Genomic DNA, 15,624 nt, shown 5'->3' with positions numbered 1-15,624 from the left:
ACAAATGTACAAAATATTTGTAACTTAGTAGCGTTACAATACTAACTCTATGTAAAAAAATGAAAAAAGTCTGTTATTTGTTTCTTCTTATAATATGTTTCGGCTGTAGTGAAAATACACCTATAAACAATTGCTTTTCAGGAGTAAAAATGAATGCGATTATCGATTTATCGCTACCTGAATTTAGTGGACTATTGGTTCCTGGCGGAGAGTCGCAAAATGTAATACAAGGAAGAAATGTTTTTATTTTTAGAACAGGAGCTTCTGGCTACAGAGCTTTTGACCAACAATGTCCTGAGCAAAACTGTAGCTCTTTAATGACTTTTAATGGAGTAGAAATTAGTTGCCCTTGCGACGACAAAAAGTACAACTACCTTTCAGGAGGTGCTCCCTTAGATGGTAAAGGCTGTAATGCGTTACTGTATTTTGTTACTCCTATTAGTAACAATCAGCTAAGAATATCTCGTTAATACTATTCGTACTAACAATTAGATTCTTATTTTTGCAACAACAACACAATTAACACTTTTATCGTGAAAAACTACTTTTCTTCAAACTTTAAATTGGGTGTGCTAGGAGGCGGTCAATTAGGAAGAATGTTACTTGCCGAAACACAAAAATTCGATATTTATACTGCTATTTTAGACGGAAACGCCGATGCACCATGCGCACAAATATGTAATGAATTTCATCAAGGAGATTTATTAGATTATGATACTGTTTACAATTTTGGTAAACAAGTAGATTTGCTAACCATAGAAATTGAAAACGTAAATATTGATGCCTTAGATGCCCTAGAAGCTGAGGGATTGACTATTTTTCCGAAGCCTAAAAACTTAAGAATTATTCAAAATAAAGCACACCAAAAAGTATTTTATCACGACAACAGCATCCCTACGGCTGACTTTTCGAGATTTACCTCGTTAGAAGAGTTAAAACACGCTGTTAGTAATGAAGCGGTTACCTTTCCTTTTGTATGGAAATCTGCTCGATTCGGATACGATGGTAATGGTGTAAAAATAGTTCGTACAATTAGTGATTTAGAAAGCCTGCCTACTAGCGAATGTATTTCTGAAAAACTAATTCCTTTTAAAAATGAATTGGCAGTTATTGTCGCTAGAAATACCAATGGCGAAACCAAAACCTATCCAGTAGTAGAAATGGAGTTTCACCCAGAAGCCAATCAGGTAGAATACGTAATTTGTCCTGCAAGAATTGAAGCTAACGTAGCACAAAAGGCACGTGAAATTGCTTTAAAAGTTGCCGACACTTTTAATTTCGTTGGCTTATTGGCCGTTGAAATGTTTCAAACAGAAAACGATGAAATACTTGTGAATGAGGTTGCTCCAAGAACTCATAATTCTGGACACTATTCTATTGAGGCCAGTTATACCAGCCAGTTTGAACAGCACCTACGCAGCATTTTAAATCTTCCATTAGGAAATACAGAAAGCAAAGTTGCTGGTATTATGGTAAACCTCGTCGGTGCAGAAGGATATACAGGCGATGTAATATACGAAAACATCGAAGAAATTTTAAAAATTGATGGAGTTACTCCCCATATATACGGAAAAAAAACAACCAAGCCTTTCCGTAAAATGGGACACGTAACGATTGTGAATGAAGACATTAACGAAGCGAGAAAAATCGCACAACAAGTAAAAGAAACGATTAAGGTAACAGCTAAATAAAAAAACGTCATTACGAGTGAAACGAAGTAATCTCACCATTAACAGATTGCTTCGTCATTAATTCCTCGCAATGACAAAAACATAAATTTATGGTAGGAATAATTATGGGAAGCGATTCAGATCTTCCAATCATGCAAGAAGCAATTAATATTTTAGAGAGTTTTGATATTCAAGTAGAAGTAGATATTGTATCTGCACACCGAACTCCAGAAAAATTATTCGATTACGCTAACAATGCACACAAACGTGGTGTAAAAGTAATTGTTGCTGGTGCTGGAGGTGCGGCTCATTTACCTGGAATGGTAGCGAGTATGAGTCCGTTACCCGTAATTGGAGTTCCTGTAAAAAGTAGAAATTCCATTGATGGTTGGGATTCTGTCTTATCCATTCTTCAAATGCCAGGAGGCGTTCCTGTGGCTACAGTGGCTTTAGACGGAGCTAAAAATGCAGGAATCTTAGCTGCACAAATTATTGGAGCTTCTGACAAATGTGTGTTAGATAAAATCATCGCTTATAAAGAAGGCTTAAAAATAAAAGTTGAAAAAGCTTCTGAAAGAGTACGTAAACAATAAGCAACAGATTCATTAACACTGTTTCAATAAATCATTGCCTCAGTAATACATTAAATCATTGTCTCATTAACACATTAACCCATTGTCTCATTAAATCATTAACTCATTGAACATAATGAATCCACTTTTACAAGACTTTAATACCCCTCCTTTTTCTCAAATCAAAGAAGAAGATTATAAACCTGCTATCAAAAAAGCCATACAAATTGCAAAGGACGAAATTGATGCCATTGTTAAAAATGTTGAAGCTCCAACTTTTGAAAACACAACTGTTGCTTTAGATAATACAGGGAATACATTAGACAGGGTTACTGCTATCTTTTTTAATTTAAACTCTGCGGAAACCAATGAAGAAATTCAAAAAATAGCAAAAGATATTTCGCCTTGGTTGAGTGAGTTCAGAAACGATATGATTTTAAATGAAGGATTGTTTACACGTGTTAAAGCGGTATACGATCAACTTTCTGAGTTAAACTTAACTCCAGAGCAAGAAATACTACTCGATAAGCAGTATAAAAGTTTTGCACGCAACGGAGCCAATTTAAAAGAAGCTGACAAAGCTGAGCTTCGTAAAATTGATGCTGAGTTGGCTAAATTATCGTTACAGTTTGGAGAGCATGTATTGGCAGAAACCAATGCTTTTGAGTTATTGATAACCAACGAAGCTAAATTAGCAGGCTTGCCAGAAAGTGCCAAAGAAGCTGCCAAAGAGCTTGCAAATTCAAAAGGTAAAGAGGGTTGGATGATTACCTTAGATTACCCAAGTTACATACCTTTTATGACCTATGCTGATACTAGAGAATTGAGAAAAGAATTAGCTATTGCTTTTGGTAAAAAAGGATTTCAGCAAAATGACTATAACAATGAGCAAATTGTAAAAGACATTGTTACTTTACGTCATAAACGTGCCAACCTACTGGGTTATAAAACCCACGCTCATTTTGTATTAGAAGAGCGCATGGCTGAAACTCCTGAAAAAGTGATAACGTTTTTAAACGAACTACTAGAAAAAGCGAAACCTGCGGCTCAACGTGAGTTTACTAATTTAGAAGCCTACGCTAAAAAATTAGACGGAATTGACCAATTACAAAAATGGGACGGTGCTTACTACGCTGAAAAACTAAAGAAAGAGTTATTCAATCTAGATCAAGAGTTACTCAAACCCTATTTTAAATTAGAAAATGTAATTGATGGGGTATTTACCATTGCTAACAAATTGTATAACTTACAGTTTGAAGAAATTGATACTATTGACAAGTATCATGAAGATGTTAAAACTTATACGGTAACAGATACGAATGGGGATTTTGTTTCGTATTTGTATGCTGATTTTCATCCTAGACAAGGAAAACGTGATGGTGCTTGGATGACTTCTTATAAATCACAATATAAGAGTACTGGTACGAACGAAAGGCCGCAAGTCTCTATCGTTTGTAACTTTACCAAGCCTACCAAAACAAAACCGTCGTTACTAACTTTTAACGAAGTTACTACCCTATTCCACGAATTTGGTCATGCCTTACATGGTATGTTGGCAAACACCACCTATAAAAGCTTATCCGGAACTTCTGTTTCTTGGGATTTTGTAGAGCTACCGAGTCAAGTATTAGAAAACTGGTGTTACGAAAAAGAAGCCTTAGAATTGTTCGCAAAACATTACGAAACCGGCGAAGTTATTCCGATGGAATATGTTGAAAAAATTAAAGAATCTGCTAGTTTTCACGAAGGAATGCAAACCTTACGTCAAGTAAGTTTTGGGTTGTTAGATATGTCTTGGCATTCTGGAAATGCTCCTGAAAACATAGCTTCAGTAAAAGAATTTGAAATGAATGCTTTTGCTGCAACGAAACTATATCCAGACGTAGCAGAAAACTGTATGAGCACCTCTTTTTCTCATATTTTTCAAGGAGGATATTCTGCTGGATATTATTCTTATAAATGGGCAGAAGTTTTGGATGCTGATGCTTTTGAATATTTTAAAGAAAAAGGTATTTTTAACAAAGAGGTTGCCAATAAATTTAAAGATAATGTATTGTCTAAAGGTGGCACAGAAGAACCTATGGAATTATACAAACGCTTTAGAGGAAGAGCGCCAAAACCTGATGCTTTGTTAAAACGTGCTGGGTTGATTGACAAAAATTAACAAATAAAATTTTATCACTTTAAATAAGTCCCTATTTTTATGGAAACTATTTTTCATGAAAAAGGGACTCATTCTTTTACTGCTTTTGGTAAGCTCAATATCGTTTTCTCAGATTGTAATTAAAGGAAGTGTAGTATCAGAAAGGAACGAACCCTTAGAAGGAGCTTCTGTTTACTTTAACAATACCACCAAAGGCACCATAACGAATGCTGAAGGGAAATTTGAATTAAAAATTAAAGAGGGATATTACACCCTCGTTATTTCTTTTTTAGGGTATGCAACCAAACAACTTTTAATTACCCCACAAAGCAAAAACAAAAACCTACATATTACACTTAAAGAAGATAGCAGTGTTTTAAATGAAGTGGTCATTAGAAAAACCATTTATGATGATAACTGGAAATATAATTTAACACGTTTTAAGCAAACTTTTTTAGGAAGAACAAAACTCGCACAAACCTGCAAAATAGTAAACGAAAAAGACTTGCACTTTGAGTATAGTACCAAAACCAATACACTAACAGCATTTGCTAGAAAACCGCTTACAATTAAACATCAAGGTTTAGGTTATATCATTACCTATGATTTGGTTGATTTTACCCTAAAAGAAGACCGATTATTTTTTAGCGGATTTGCACGTTATAAAAACCTTCGAAAGAACATTAGAAGAAAGTGGAAACAAAACAGGCTTGAAGCTTATAACGGTTCGCAAATGCATTTTTTAAGAAGTTTGACTTCAAAAAAGCTTAAAGAAGATGGTTTTGTAGTCAATCAGTTCAAAAGAGTACCAAACTCCGATAGACCTTCTGAAGAAAAAATAAAATTTGCTAGAGAGTTTTTTAAGCTCTATAGTAGATCTGTCAATTTATCTAAAAAAATCACCCATCCAAAAACTACGTTAGATAGTGTAATCGTTACCCTTCAAAAAGCAAAACTCCCCAAATATCGAGATTACCTATATCAAAAAAACGTTCCTTATGAAGATATCATTACCTACGATAACAAAACACCCTATTTGAGTTTTAAAGATTACTTAATGGTTATTTACACTCAAGAACCAGAGGAAGAAAATTATGTAATCGGAATGTTTGGAAAACGTAGAAAAGCCAATGGTGTGCAAACCTCAAATATTGTTTTATTAGAAGGAAAAGCCCAAATAGATATCCAAGGGGTTCTTATGAATCCTGAGGCTGTATTCAATGAAGGGTACTGGGGCTTTGAGGCTTTTGCGAATATGTTACCTTTAGATTATCAACCCACTAAAAACTAATTACTTATTCTTCTCTTCAATCCACTTACTCATAAACTTTGTAGCTTGTAGGGTTTGAAGTTGTAACATGCTTCCTAAAAAATTTTGTGTGCGATGTACCTCAAGATTTTCTTGGATTTTTTTCAACCTATTTAAAAAAGAAGCGGCTAATTTTTCTTTATCATATAGTGAGTTGATCATGTTAACTCCGTTTTGCTGCGATTCCAACCAAAGGTTTTTATCAGTATACAATCTTACTGCTTTATCCGCAAACTCTTTAAAATCATTTTCAACAACCCCATTCCAAGGCAAGCTGCCGTGCATTCCTTCTGCACCTATTTGAGTAGTTACAGAGGGCGTTCCGCACTCCATCGCTTCGGTTAACTTCCCTTTAATTCCTGCTCCAAAACGAATGGGAGCAAGCACTACTCTAGCACTTTGAACCACCGCTAACGCATTTTCTACAAAACCTTTAATTATAAATCCTTCTTTTGGTTTATGCAATTGCTGAATTTGCTGCGTAACATAGGCCCCGTAAATATGCAATTCTGCATTGGGTAATTTCTTCCTAATATTTTTCCAAATGGTTTTTAATTGTAAAACAGCATCGACATTGGGTGCATGAAAAAAGTTTCCTACAAAGACAAAATGTGCTCGTTCTTCAAATGGCATCCAGTTTTCAATTGCCTTTTCATTAATCCTATTCAATAAAAAAGGAAAATGATAAAGCAACGCTTCATCAATATTAAAAACTTCTTTCAACAATTGGATTTCATAAGAGGATATAATCAAACTCATATCACAACGTAGTATAGCCGCTATTTCTCGCTTCGCTTCGTCCGATTGCAACAATGCTTTTGTAGAAAAAGATTCTCCTTTTTTTAATTGTACATGACGCGTTTTACGTAAAAAATGCAAGTCTTCCGTATCTAAAATCCGCAAAGCTTTGGGACAATATTCAGCAACACGCCAACCGAATTGTTCTTCCATCATAAAGCGATCGAATAACACAACATCAGGTTTTAGTTTGCTAACAAAATCATCAAAAGTAGGTGAATTTAGTTCAATAGATTGCTCTTGAACTCCTAATTCGGTTAGATTTAAAGAGTTTTCCGTTTTTTGGGCAGGGGTCGCAAACGTAATGGTGTAGTTCTGCTTTTTAAAAACGTTGAGCAACTGTAACATTCGATTCCCAGCTCCCGTAGTTTTTTCTATCCAAACGTACCCAATTATTAACAGTTGTTGCATTAATTTTAGTCTGCTAACTGCGTTTTGTAATCACTTTGTACACTTTTAGCCCAGTTAACTACTTGTGCTACTTCTTCTTTTGTTAAACGAGCATTGGCGTGCGTCCATCTGTACGAATCTAAGGGCATTTTTCCTTTTTCTACTTCCTCCCAAATCTCTTCCATCTTATGCTCTTTTCTTTTCAAAGAATAAGTAGCCCACTCAGAAAAGTTCAACTCTTCTTTTCCTTCTTTTATATGGTTTGCCAACCAATAATTTACTGGCGTAATACTACTGTACCAAGGGTAACGAGTTGAGTTACTATGACAATCAAAACACACTGTTTTTAATATTTTATGTACCTCGTCACCTGGTTTGGTTTCTTTTATAAAAGGTTCGACCGAAGCGATTTTACCCTCGTTTTTTTGGGGTTGAAAAAACTGTGCGATGACTAAGAGTATTAGTAAAAATCCTATAATTTTTTTAAAAATTTTCATACAACGAATTTAAGTTTTAAAGATATGAAAACTAATTTTATCGACAAATAATTGTACTTTTGTACTTCATTTTTATAAAAGCTCATAATGAGCATCTTGCAAGCAATGGTGGTAGCCAGTAAGAATACTTAACTTATTAGCAACGGACATTGTGCAATTTAAATGGATGAAATAATAAAACACAACTCATGAAATACGATTTAATCGTTATAGGTTCTGGTCCAGGAGGGTATATTGCTGCTATCAGAGCCGCTCAATTAGGTTCTAAAGTGGCTATTATCGAAAAATACTCGACTTTAGGCGGAACTTGTCTAAATGTTGGATGTATTCCTTCAAAAGCGTTACTAGATTCTTCACATCATTACTATGATGCCGTACATCATTTTGAAGAACACGGAATTTCTGTTGAAAAACCTTCTTTTGACTTCGGAAAAATGATAGCTCGTAAAGCAAATGTAGTAGAAACTACTACAGGAGGTATCAAATATTTAATGGATAAAAACAATATTGAGGTTTACGAAGGTTTAGGTTCTTTTGAAGATGCTACGCACGTAAAAATCACTAAAAATGATGGTTCTGAAGAAACTATTGAAGCAACTAACATTATTATAGCTACAGGTTCTAAACCGTCTTCTTTACCTTTTATTACGCTTGATAAAGAGCGAATTATTACTTCTACTGAAGCCTTAAAACTTCCTGAAGTTCCTAAACATTTATTAGTAATTGGCGGTGGTGTTATCGGTTTAGAGTTAGGTTCTGTTTTCAAGCGTTTAGGCGCTGAGGTAACGGTTATCGAATATGCACCTACGATTACGCCAACCATGGATAAAGATGTTTCTAAAGAATTGACGAAGGTTTTAAAGAAACAAGGAATGAAAATTAACGCAAGCCACGGAGTTACTGCTGTTGAAAGAAAGGGTGACGAAGTTGTGGTAACAGCGACCAATAAAAAAGGAGAAGAGGTTACTTTTACGGGTGATTACTGTTTGGTAGCGGTAGGTCGTCGTCCGTATACCGAAGGATTGGCTTTAGAAAATGCGGGTGTAAAAGTTACTGAAAGAGGCATGGTTGAAGTAAATGATCACTTACAAACCAACGTTTCGAACATTTATGCCATTGGTGATGTAGTTCGTGGAGCGATGTTAGCACATAAAGCAGAAGAAGAAGGTGTGGTGGTTGCTGAATATTTAGCGGGACAAAAACCTCATATCGACTATAACTTAATTCCTGGAATTGTATACACATGGCCAGAAGTAGCGGCTGTTGGTAAAACTGAAGACGAATTAAAAGAAGCTAAGGTGGATTACAAAGTAGGAAAATTCTCTATGCGTGCCTTAGGACGTTCTCGTGCGAGTGGAGATTTAGACGGATTTGTAAAAGTTTTGGCTGATAAAAATACCGATGAAATTTTAGGAGTACACATGGTAGGTGCTCGTGTTGCCGACTTAATTATGGAAGCAGCCGTAGCGATGGAATACAGAGCTTCTGCGGAAGATTTAGCACGTATTTGTCATGGACACCCAACCTACTCTGAAGCGGTAAAAGAAGCCGCGAAAGCTGCTTGGGACGGACAACCTTTAAATGCTTAAAACATCATTGCGATACTTTTAAAGTTGAAGCAATCTTATCATATTAAAAAGCAACCTTCTTTGGCTACGCTCAGTACCAAAAGGTTGTTTTTTTATTTTGTTTCAGTTAATTTAGTTATTGATAAATAAGACCTTAAGTACAAAAATTACAAATCTATATGAAAAGAAGAATAACTCTTTTACTTTCTATATTTTTCTTTTTTAATCTAACTTCTTGTAAAACAAACAGAGAAAACATTGAAAAAGAATTTTATTATCCTCATTCCTCCGATTTCTCATTAAATGAAAATTACCAATATGTAGACCTGAGAGGAATTACTGATTTTAACCAGTTGGTCGATAGCCTTCAAAGTTTAAATTATGAAGAAAAAAGAGCTTATTTAAAAATTTATAATAATAAAACAAGATATAACGTTCTAGTATCAACAACTTTTGGCAAATGTTATCCTATATTTATAAAGCGCAATAATGTTTTAAGTATTTCAAGAGATAGTTTAAAAAAAGAAAAGAGTTATCCAATCCATAATTTAAAAAATATTCTTAAAAAAGACTTTTCAAATTTTGGTAAAGATTACAACTATTCAAACTCTCCAGAGCAACTTATTATTTCTTTGACATGCAAAATATCCGAACTGGATAGTTTAATTGTAATAGTATGTAAAACATTTAATGAAATCAAACAAGAATCATCTGACTCACTAATGTAAGCTTCCCTAAAAACCGAACTGTTTAAAAGTAGAATAAAAAGCTTAATTTTAAACAGTAATTATGAGAAAAAGTAAATTTAGTCCGACACAAATCGCAAAGATTTTAAAGGAGTTTGATAACGGTAAGCCAGTGCCAGAGATTACTCGTGAACATGGTGTAAGTGCTGCGGCCTTTTACAAATGGAGAAGTAAGTATGCAGGTATGAACTCCAAGGAGCTTAAGCGTTTAAAAGAATTGGAAGAAGAAAACCGTAAACTTAAGCAAATGTATGCCACACTTGCTCTTGACCATCAAATGGCAAAGGAGATTATAGAAAAAAAGCTATAAAGCCTTGTCGTAAGCGAAGTATTACGAAAGAACTTATTCATTACGGCATCAGCAGGGCGTGCCGTGTTCTTAAAATGAGTAAGAGCGTTTACTATTATAAGCCATTGGTTAAGGACGATTCTGAAGTAGAACAGGCATTGAAGCAAAAAGCAGAACAACATTCAGAAGAAGGGTTTTGGAAAGCTTACGACAGATTACGCAATGAAGGGAAATCTTGGAATCATAAGCGTATGCACAGAGTATATGTAGCATTAGGGCTTCCTTTAAGACCAAAAGCAAAGAAACGATTACCAGCAAGAATAAAAGAACCACTTGAAGTTCCTCAACAAATCAACCATACTTGGAGTATGGACTTCGTAACAGACGTTTTAGAAAATAAAAGACGCTTTAGGGCATTTAATATTATCGATGATTATAACAGAGAAGCGCTGCATATAGAGATCGACTTTTCCTTAACCAGTAATCGTATTGTATGGGTACTTAATCACCTTATCAATAAAAAAGGAAAACCTACAAAGATCAGAATGGATAATGGTACTGAATTTATCGCACATATAACCAATGAATGGAGTAGGATGCACGATATTGAATTTAAGTACATACAGCCTGGAAAACCAACTCAAAATGCATTTGTGGAGCGATTCAACGGTTCCTATCGAAGAGGTGTACTCAATAAATATATTTTTGAGAATATAGATCAAGTAAGAGAACAAACACAGATATGGATGGATGATTATAACAATCATAGGCCACACGATGCTTTGGGTAAAATTCCACCTGTAAAATATGCTCAAAAGCAACATGACGCTGCCGCTAGGCTCATTTTAAAATAAATTGGCTTTTAAGCAATAATATGAAAGGAAAGCCAATCTATTTTAAAACGGAAAACCATATATTTGGATTAACAAACAGTTCTAAAATAGGGAAGCCTACACATTGACCTAAATAGTGCATTTGAAGAAACAGTATCATAGGCACTGAACAACGCTTTTTCAATTCAACAAATCGGTTATAGGAAACTAAATCTGGAAATTCTTTTGACAAGTGTTTGCTAACATATTCGATATAAAAGTGTTTAAAACACCTAAAACCACTAAAATGGAAAAGCACCATAATTGTGATTATTTCACTTTGGGTGAGTTTAGGCTTTCTTCGTCTAACTATCTTTGAACAGGTTTCTAAAGCATTTTTATCAATAACTTGATTAATTTCGGTACAAAAATCATCAATTAAACAGAAAAATTCAGTAATTTTAAAATCAGAAACCATAGTGGAAAATTTAGTTATACAATTAAAAATCAGTACTTTAATTTACTAAATTTTTCGCTTTTTTTCGTGTAATTAAAAAAATTTTTTATCCCGAACTCACGTTATTTAGGAAATACTCTCTCCCACAGTCTGATGTATAATTTCTAAAATAAAATATGCTTCTCCTGAGCTGATCATTAATTGATTTTTATATTTATCAAATAAATTTATTAATCTATCTTCTTCTTTAATACTATCTGTATTAATAAGGTTGCCATAAAAAAATTTCCATTTGGACACTAGTTGCCAATCACTACTCACTAAACTAGAATCTTGATTAAATTTAGAAAGTTCGAAAAAACAATCATCAAAATATCTTTTAAGCTCTTTATAGTTTTTATTGACTACATTCTTAGCCCTGACAACTATGTTTTTTTTATTTTCATTATTGAATGAAAATGAATCTATCAAAACACTACAGATTTTATTTATTTCAAAAAAAGAATAGCCCCCTATACAGTACAAAAAAATAAAAAATAAAATAATTTTATTTTCTTCATCCTTATTATCATTAAAATATTTCAGAATTTGAATGTTCCCCATAGTAAACTTCGATATTCTTGGAGAAAGTTCTTGATCCGCTTCATTAATGTTATAGTTATAAAATTTTAAATAACCATTAGGGTATTTTAAGAATAATGTATTAATTATAGCTTCATTATAATTAAAATTTGTTTTAAAGCTTGATGAAAAGGTTTCCCACGAACTACTAATATCATTGATAATCTCTTCTCTAATTTTATGTGAATTAATAGAAAAAAGTACCCAGAGACCTTCAAAGTTTATAGAATAATCAACATACTTTACTTGATTAGATTGAATTAACCTGCTTGTTAAAGGTTCTAAAAAGTCAACTATAACGTTAGTTAATAGTTTTTTATCTAGAAAAATGGAGAATCTTATTATCATAATTACGATTTAATTAATTTAGAAAGACCCCAATTATTTTCAGTATTAGCTTGTACCTTTGCATTTTTTATCGTCGATTGGAATATGTTTTTATTTTTGAGTGATGTTAATTGTATAAGTAGAAAATCTAACAACTCTTTCTCAAAAATTTTCTTATAAATCTTTCCTTCTGAATTTTTAAAAGACTTAAATTCATCTATAACCAATAATTTTAGATTTGTTGTATCGGATTTCAGCAATAAAAAATTATTTTTTTTAACAAAAGTTCCTTCTTCCCATGCTTCATCTAAATGAATTTCATCTAACTCAAATTCATTTTTTCTAAAAACTCTACCCATGTTATATTTTCCCGTATCGAACAAATAGATTACATGACTTTCAAGACGATTTATATGATGGATTAAAATATGCTTTACAGAAAGTACTTCTTTATCATTACTAAAAGAAGCATTACTCTCGTGCTCAATTGAATTTAAAAATTTTGATTTGAAAATTTTGATTTTTTGTAAACCTAACATTTCTAGTCTATGATATAAATCATCATCTTCAAACCCCCAACCAGACATTCTTTCATCATATCCCCTAATACTAAAAAAATCTCTCCTTTTTACACAAACTCTTCCATATGAACCATCCTTTTTTCCTGAAATTAAAAAAATATCATCTCTGAAACTAAAGTGATAATTTATATAGTGGGCAAATTCTTTTCCTAAAAAATTATCAGCATCAAGATTGCATAAAATGTCTCCTGTTGCTAACTTAAAAGCTACATTTCTAGAATGTGATCTATGAAAATATTTAGGTTTAATAGTTTTATAATACTTTAAAATCCCAGAATCAAGATAATTATTTAAATTCTGTTTAACCCAATTCTCTAATCCGTCTTTTGAATTATAGTCTAGTAAAATAAACTCTACATTCGGATAATTAATATTGTCCTCAATATTTTTTTTAATGGTTTTTCTTAGGTTTTCCAATCTATTCATACAAACCATACAAAACGAAACTTTATTCATCAATTTTAATTTAAATATTTATTCCAATAGTAGTTTTCCAAAAAAGGGAAAACTAAATAAAAAATCATAGAATAATAGAGTAACAACATTTTACTTTGATTAGCATTAACTAAATTATTGAATTTAAAAAATACTTTATATCTTCAACTCTGTATTCTTTTGGGCACAATCGATTATTAATCAGTAAACATGGAGTATCTGTTAAATTATTCGATTCAAGTATTTCGATATTTTTTAAAATTTTTTCAGTAAAAGATGAATCTTTCTTCTTCCATTTTCTTAACCACTTATGACTTGTGTAATTCATCAATAAAAATTCATCCAAAGATTGCGTAGCTTTTTTAACATCATGCCTAAAGCTATATATTCTATTGATTATTTCTATATTATGTTCATCCATTTTATCCTTTTCAAAATTGAATATTACTTTAAAATTAACTTTATTCTTATAATAAAAAAAGAGGTTTCTAAAGCTATTATATACTGATTTACAATAACTGCAGTCAAGAGATAAAACTAAAGTAAGTGTGTTTTTTGATTCAATATTATTCAATTTAATTGAAAACAAATCTTCATAATCTTTTTTAGGAATCAAAATCTCATTTTTTGAAAATAAATCAAAAACTTCCTTGTTTTTATAGATTTCTCCTCTCTGATATTTTTCAAATGTTAAATCACTAAGTTTATTTAGCAGTGGTTTTACATTGTAAAAAAGGGTAAATACTAATAGGTAAATAAAAAAAGAAAAAAACAAACTTCGAAAGCTTGTAATAATATTAACTTCAAAAGAAGAAATAATAATTAGAGATTGGATTAAAGCAAGAAATGAAATTCCTAAACAAATTATACACCATTTTTTTAAAATGTTCTTTTGTTGATATATTGATAAAATGATTACCCCAATAGTTAGAGGTAATATAACAAAGTTTAAACTAAGAACTTCAGGATGATTTTTAACAAATAGACTAATAATGAATGAAAAAAGAAAAAAGATGAGAGATAGATCACTATAAGTAATTCCTAAAAACAGATGTGCACTTTCTGACTTTATGACTTGGTTACAATTTCCATTTTTTATTGTTGAGCATACTTTGAACGTATGTTTATTACCAAAACCTAAACTTTCTTTTACTGCTAAAAAACTTAAGAATATGCCCAAACTATTTATAAACAATAAAGAAGCAGATTTATAGTTTAAAAAATTGAAGTAATATCCCATTATTGAGAATGAAATGAAAACTAATAAGAGGAGTAGTTTCGAGAAATAAGGTTTAAAATCTATTATTTTTTTTGGAGTGTCTATCGTTTGTTCGTTTTCTTCAATAACTAAAATGTAACCATTCCAAATTCTCAAAAATTCATCTTTTGTTACTTGACTAACAGAATCGAAAAAAATTAAATTAATACTACTTTTATCGCTAATATTAACTATTAAGGTTTCTATACTTCCATCAAAATCAACCATCCCGATAAAAATCTCTGGTAAATCATCAAATAATTCTTTGGGAACTTGGGCTATATAGTTGTCAATTCCATATTGATTAAAAATATCAGCAATAGAATTTAACTGAGGAAAATCTGGATGATCCTTAACAGACTTATCCCAATCTTCCTTAATTATAAAATAATTATACTCCTTTAATAAGGTAGTAATTTTATGATAATCCATACTTTATTCTTCTATTCCTTTACTATTAACAACAATTGAATTATTTTTATTCCTAGGGATTATAAATGACAGATCTTCCCAGTCAGATCCCTTTAAGGATTTTAAATGAATTTTATTTCCTTTTTTCTCGACAGAAAATAAAAAGGTTGATTGTTTTAAAGCATCTAAGTCGCTTTTTATATCCACCATACCATGCTCATTTATATAAAATGATTTTTTACGTATATATAAATCAGTCCAAGAACAATCATTATCACATAATAACCCTATAGCACCATGATTATAATGAAATCTAATTTCATAGTTACTCTCTTTTTTTGGCTTATACATTGATAAATAAATTGTTAGAGAAATTAAAGTCAATAATATTTTAATTGAATTTTTCATTTTTTAATTGTTTTAATAGTCATTATCATATCTACTTGCAGGATCACTTTCATAACTACTTGAATGCGTTACAAACTTTCTAGAGGTTGTGGCTCCTCTTGAACATGACACTCCTTAACTTCTAAGATTTTACTAATTTCTAAACTTTGGATTTTTAACTCTAAGAGATTATTTTTTTTGTTTTCATAACTATGAAATTTTAATTGTCAATTACATTTTTTAGGTGTCAACTTTTACCTTCTTTATTTTTTATTTAAATAATAATCCAAAACTCTTTCCAGAACAGATTTATCATCAAACTTGATAATAAGAAGCGTAATTATAATTATTAA

Annotated in this window: 14 protein-coding genes and 1 pseudogene; 8 read left to right on the top strand and 7 right to left on the bottom strand. The window is 31.8% G+C overall.

Annotation, left to right across the window (positions count from 1 at the left end):
- The first annotated feature begins 149 nt into the window (after window positions 1-149).
- The 5 genes from P8625_RS14415 to P8625_RS14395 all read left to right on the top strand — a co-directional run bounded on the left by P8625_RS14415 (window position 150) and on the right by P8625_RS14395 (window position 5,676).
- A complete protein-coding gene (locus tag P8625_RS14415) occupies window positions 150-470 on the top strand; it encodes a Rieske 2Fe-2S domain-containing protein (protein ID WP_279651137.1) in 321 nt (106 codons plus the stop codon).
- Between the two features lie 63 nt (window positions 471-533).
- Window positions 534-1,691 (top strand): 5-(carboxyamino)imidazole ribonucleotide synthase, encoded by a 1,158-nt coding sequence (locus P8625_RS14410; protein WP_279651136.1) that lies wholly within the window; start codon window positions 534-536, stop codon window positions 1,689-1,691.
- An 89-nt stretch (window positions 1,692-1,780) separates the two neighbouring features.
- Complete coding sequence (purE, locus tag P8625_RS14405) at window positions 1,781-2,263, top strand: 5-(carboxyamino)imidazole ribonucleotide mutase (RefSeq protein WP_279651135.1); 483 nt, start codon at window positions 1,781-1,783, stop codon at window positions 2,261-2,263.
- A 115-nt stretch (window positions 2,264-2,378) separates the two neighbouring features.
- Window positions 2,379-4,406 carry a M3 family metallopeptidase gene (locus P8625_RS14400; protein ID WP_279651134.1) on the top strand — a complete coding sequence of 676 codons (2,028 nt, stop codon included), beginning with the start codon at window positions 2,379-2,381 and terminating at the stop codon, window positions 4,404-4,406.
- A 55-nt stretch (window positions 4,407-4,461) separates the two neighbouring features.
- Window positions 4,462-5,676, top strand: a complete 1,215-nt coding sequence (locus P8625_RS14395; RefSeq protein WP_279651133.1) for a carboxypeptidase-like regulatory domain-containing protein — start codon at window positions 4,462-4,464, stop codon at window positions 5,674-5,676.
- Here the strand turns inward: P8625_RS14395 and P8625_RS14390 are convergent, their stop codons facing one another.
- Window positions 5,677-6,903 carry a glycosyltransferase gene (locus P8625_RS14390; RefSeq protein WP_279651132.1) on the bottom strand — a complete coding sequence of 409 codons (1,227 nt, stop codon included), beginning with the start codon at window positions 6,901-6,903 and terminating at the stop codon, window positions 5,677-5,679.
- A 5-nt stretch (window positions 6,904-6,908) separates the two neighbouring features.
- Window positions 6,909-7,379 (bottom strand): heme-binding domain-containing protein, encoded by a 471-nt coding sequence (locus tag P8625_RS14385; protein WP_279651131.1) that lies wholly within the window; start codon window positions 7,377-7,379, stop codon window positions 6,909-6,911.
- A 188-nt stretch (window positions 7,380-7,567) separates the two neighbouring features.
- Here P8625_RS14385 and lpdA point away from each other — a divergent pair, with 188 nt between their 5' ends.
- From lpdA to P8625_RS14370, 3 genes are all read left to right on the top strand, one after another.
- Window positions 7,568-8,968: a dihydrolipoyl dehydrogenase gene (lpdA, locus tag P8625_RS14380; RefSeq protein WP_279651130.1), complete on the top strand. Its 1,401-nt coding sequence runs from the start codon at window positions 7,568-7,570 to the stop codon at window positions 8,966-8,968.
- Window positions 8,969-9,126: 158 nt separating this feature from the next.
- Complete coding sequence (locus tag P8625_RS14375) at window positions 9,127-9,675, top strand: hypothetical protein (protein WP_279651129.1); 549 nt, start codon at window positions 9,127-9,129, stop codon at window positions 9,673-9,675.
- Window positions 9,676-9,736: 61 nt separating this feature from the next.
- A protein-coding gene (locus tag P8625_RS14370) for an IS3 family transposase (RefSeq protein ID WP_407704750.1) occupies window positions 9,737-10,836 on the top strand; the annotation gives its coding sequence in 2 pieces (ribosomal slippage) (window positions 9,737-9,998 and window positions 9,998-10,836; 1,101 coding nt in all).
- Between the two features lie 79 nt (window positions 10,837-10,915).
- Here P8625_RS14370 and P8625_RS14365 read toward each other — a convergent pair.
- The 5 genes and pseudogenes from P8625_RS14365 to P8625_RS14345 all read right to left on the bottom strand — a co-directional run.
- Window positions 10,916-11,272 (bottom strand): annotated as a pseudogene (locus P8625_RS14365) (IS982 family transposase); the annotation flags it as partial.
- A 105-nt stretch (window positions 11,273-11,377) separates the two neighbouring features.
- Window positions 11,378-12,220 (bottom strand): hypothetical protein, encoded by an 843-nt coding sequence (locus tag P8625_RS14360; RefSeq protein WP_279651127.1) that lies wholly within the window; start codon window positions 12,218-12,220, stop codon window positions 11,378-11,380.
- 2 nt (window positions 12,221-12,222) lie between these two features.
- Window positions 12,223-13,236 carry a glycosyltransferase family A protein gene (locus P8625_RS14355; protein WP_279651126.1) on the bottom strand — a complete coding sequence of 338 codons (1,014 nt, stop codon included), beginning with the start codon at window positions 13,234-13,236 and terminating at the stop codon, window positions 12,223-12,225.
- A gap of 109 nt (window positions 13,237-13,345) precedes the next feature.
- Window positions 13,346-14,905, bottom strand: coding sequence for a vitamin K epoxide reductase family protein (locus tag P8625_RS14350; RefSeq protein WP_279651125.1), 1,560 nt, complete (start codon window positions 14,903-14,905; stop codon window positions 13,346-13,348).
- A gap of 3 nt (window positions 14,906-14,908) precedes the next feature.
- The gene (locus P8625_RS14345) at window positions 14,909-15,292 is read right to left on the bottom strand and encodes a hypothetical protein (protein ID WP_279651124.1); all 384 of its coding nucleotides are present in this window, start codon (window positions 15,290-15,292) and stop codon (window positions 14,909-14,911) included.
- Window positions 15,293-15,624 lie beyond the last annotated feature (332 nt).

Source organism: Tenacibaculum tangerinum (assembly GCF_029853675.1).
Lineage (GTDB): Bacteria > Bacteroidota > Bacteroidia > Flavobacteriales > Flavobacteriaceae > Polaribacter > Polaribacter tangerinum_A.
The sequence above is the reverse complement of the archived record's forward strand: the minus strand, read 5'-3'. Positions and strand labels throughout refer to the sequence as shown.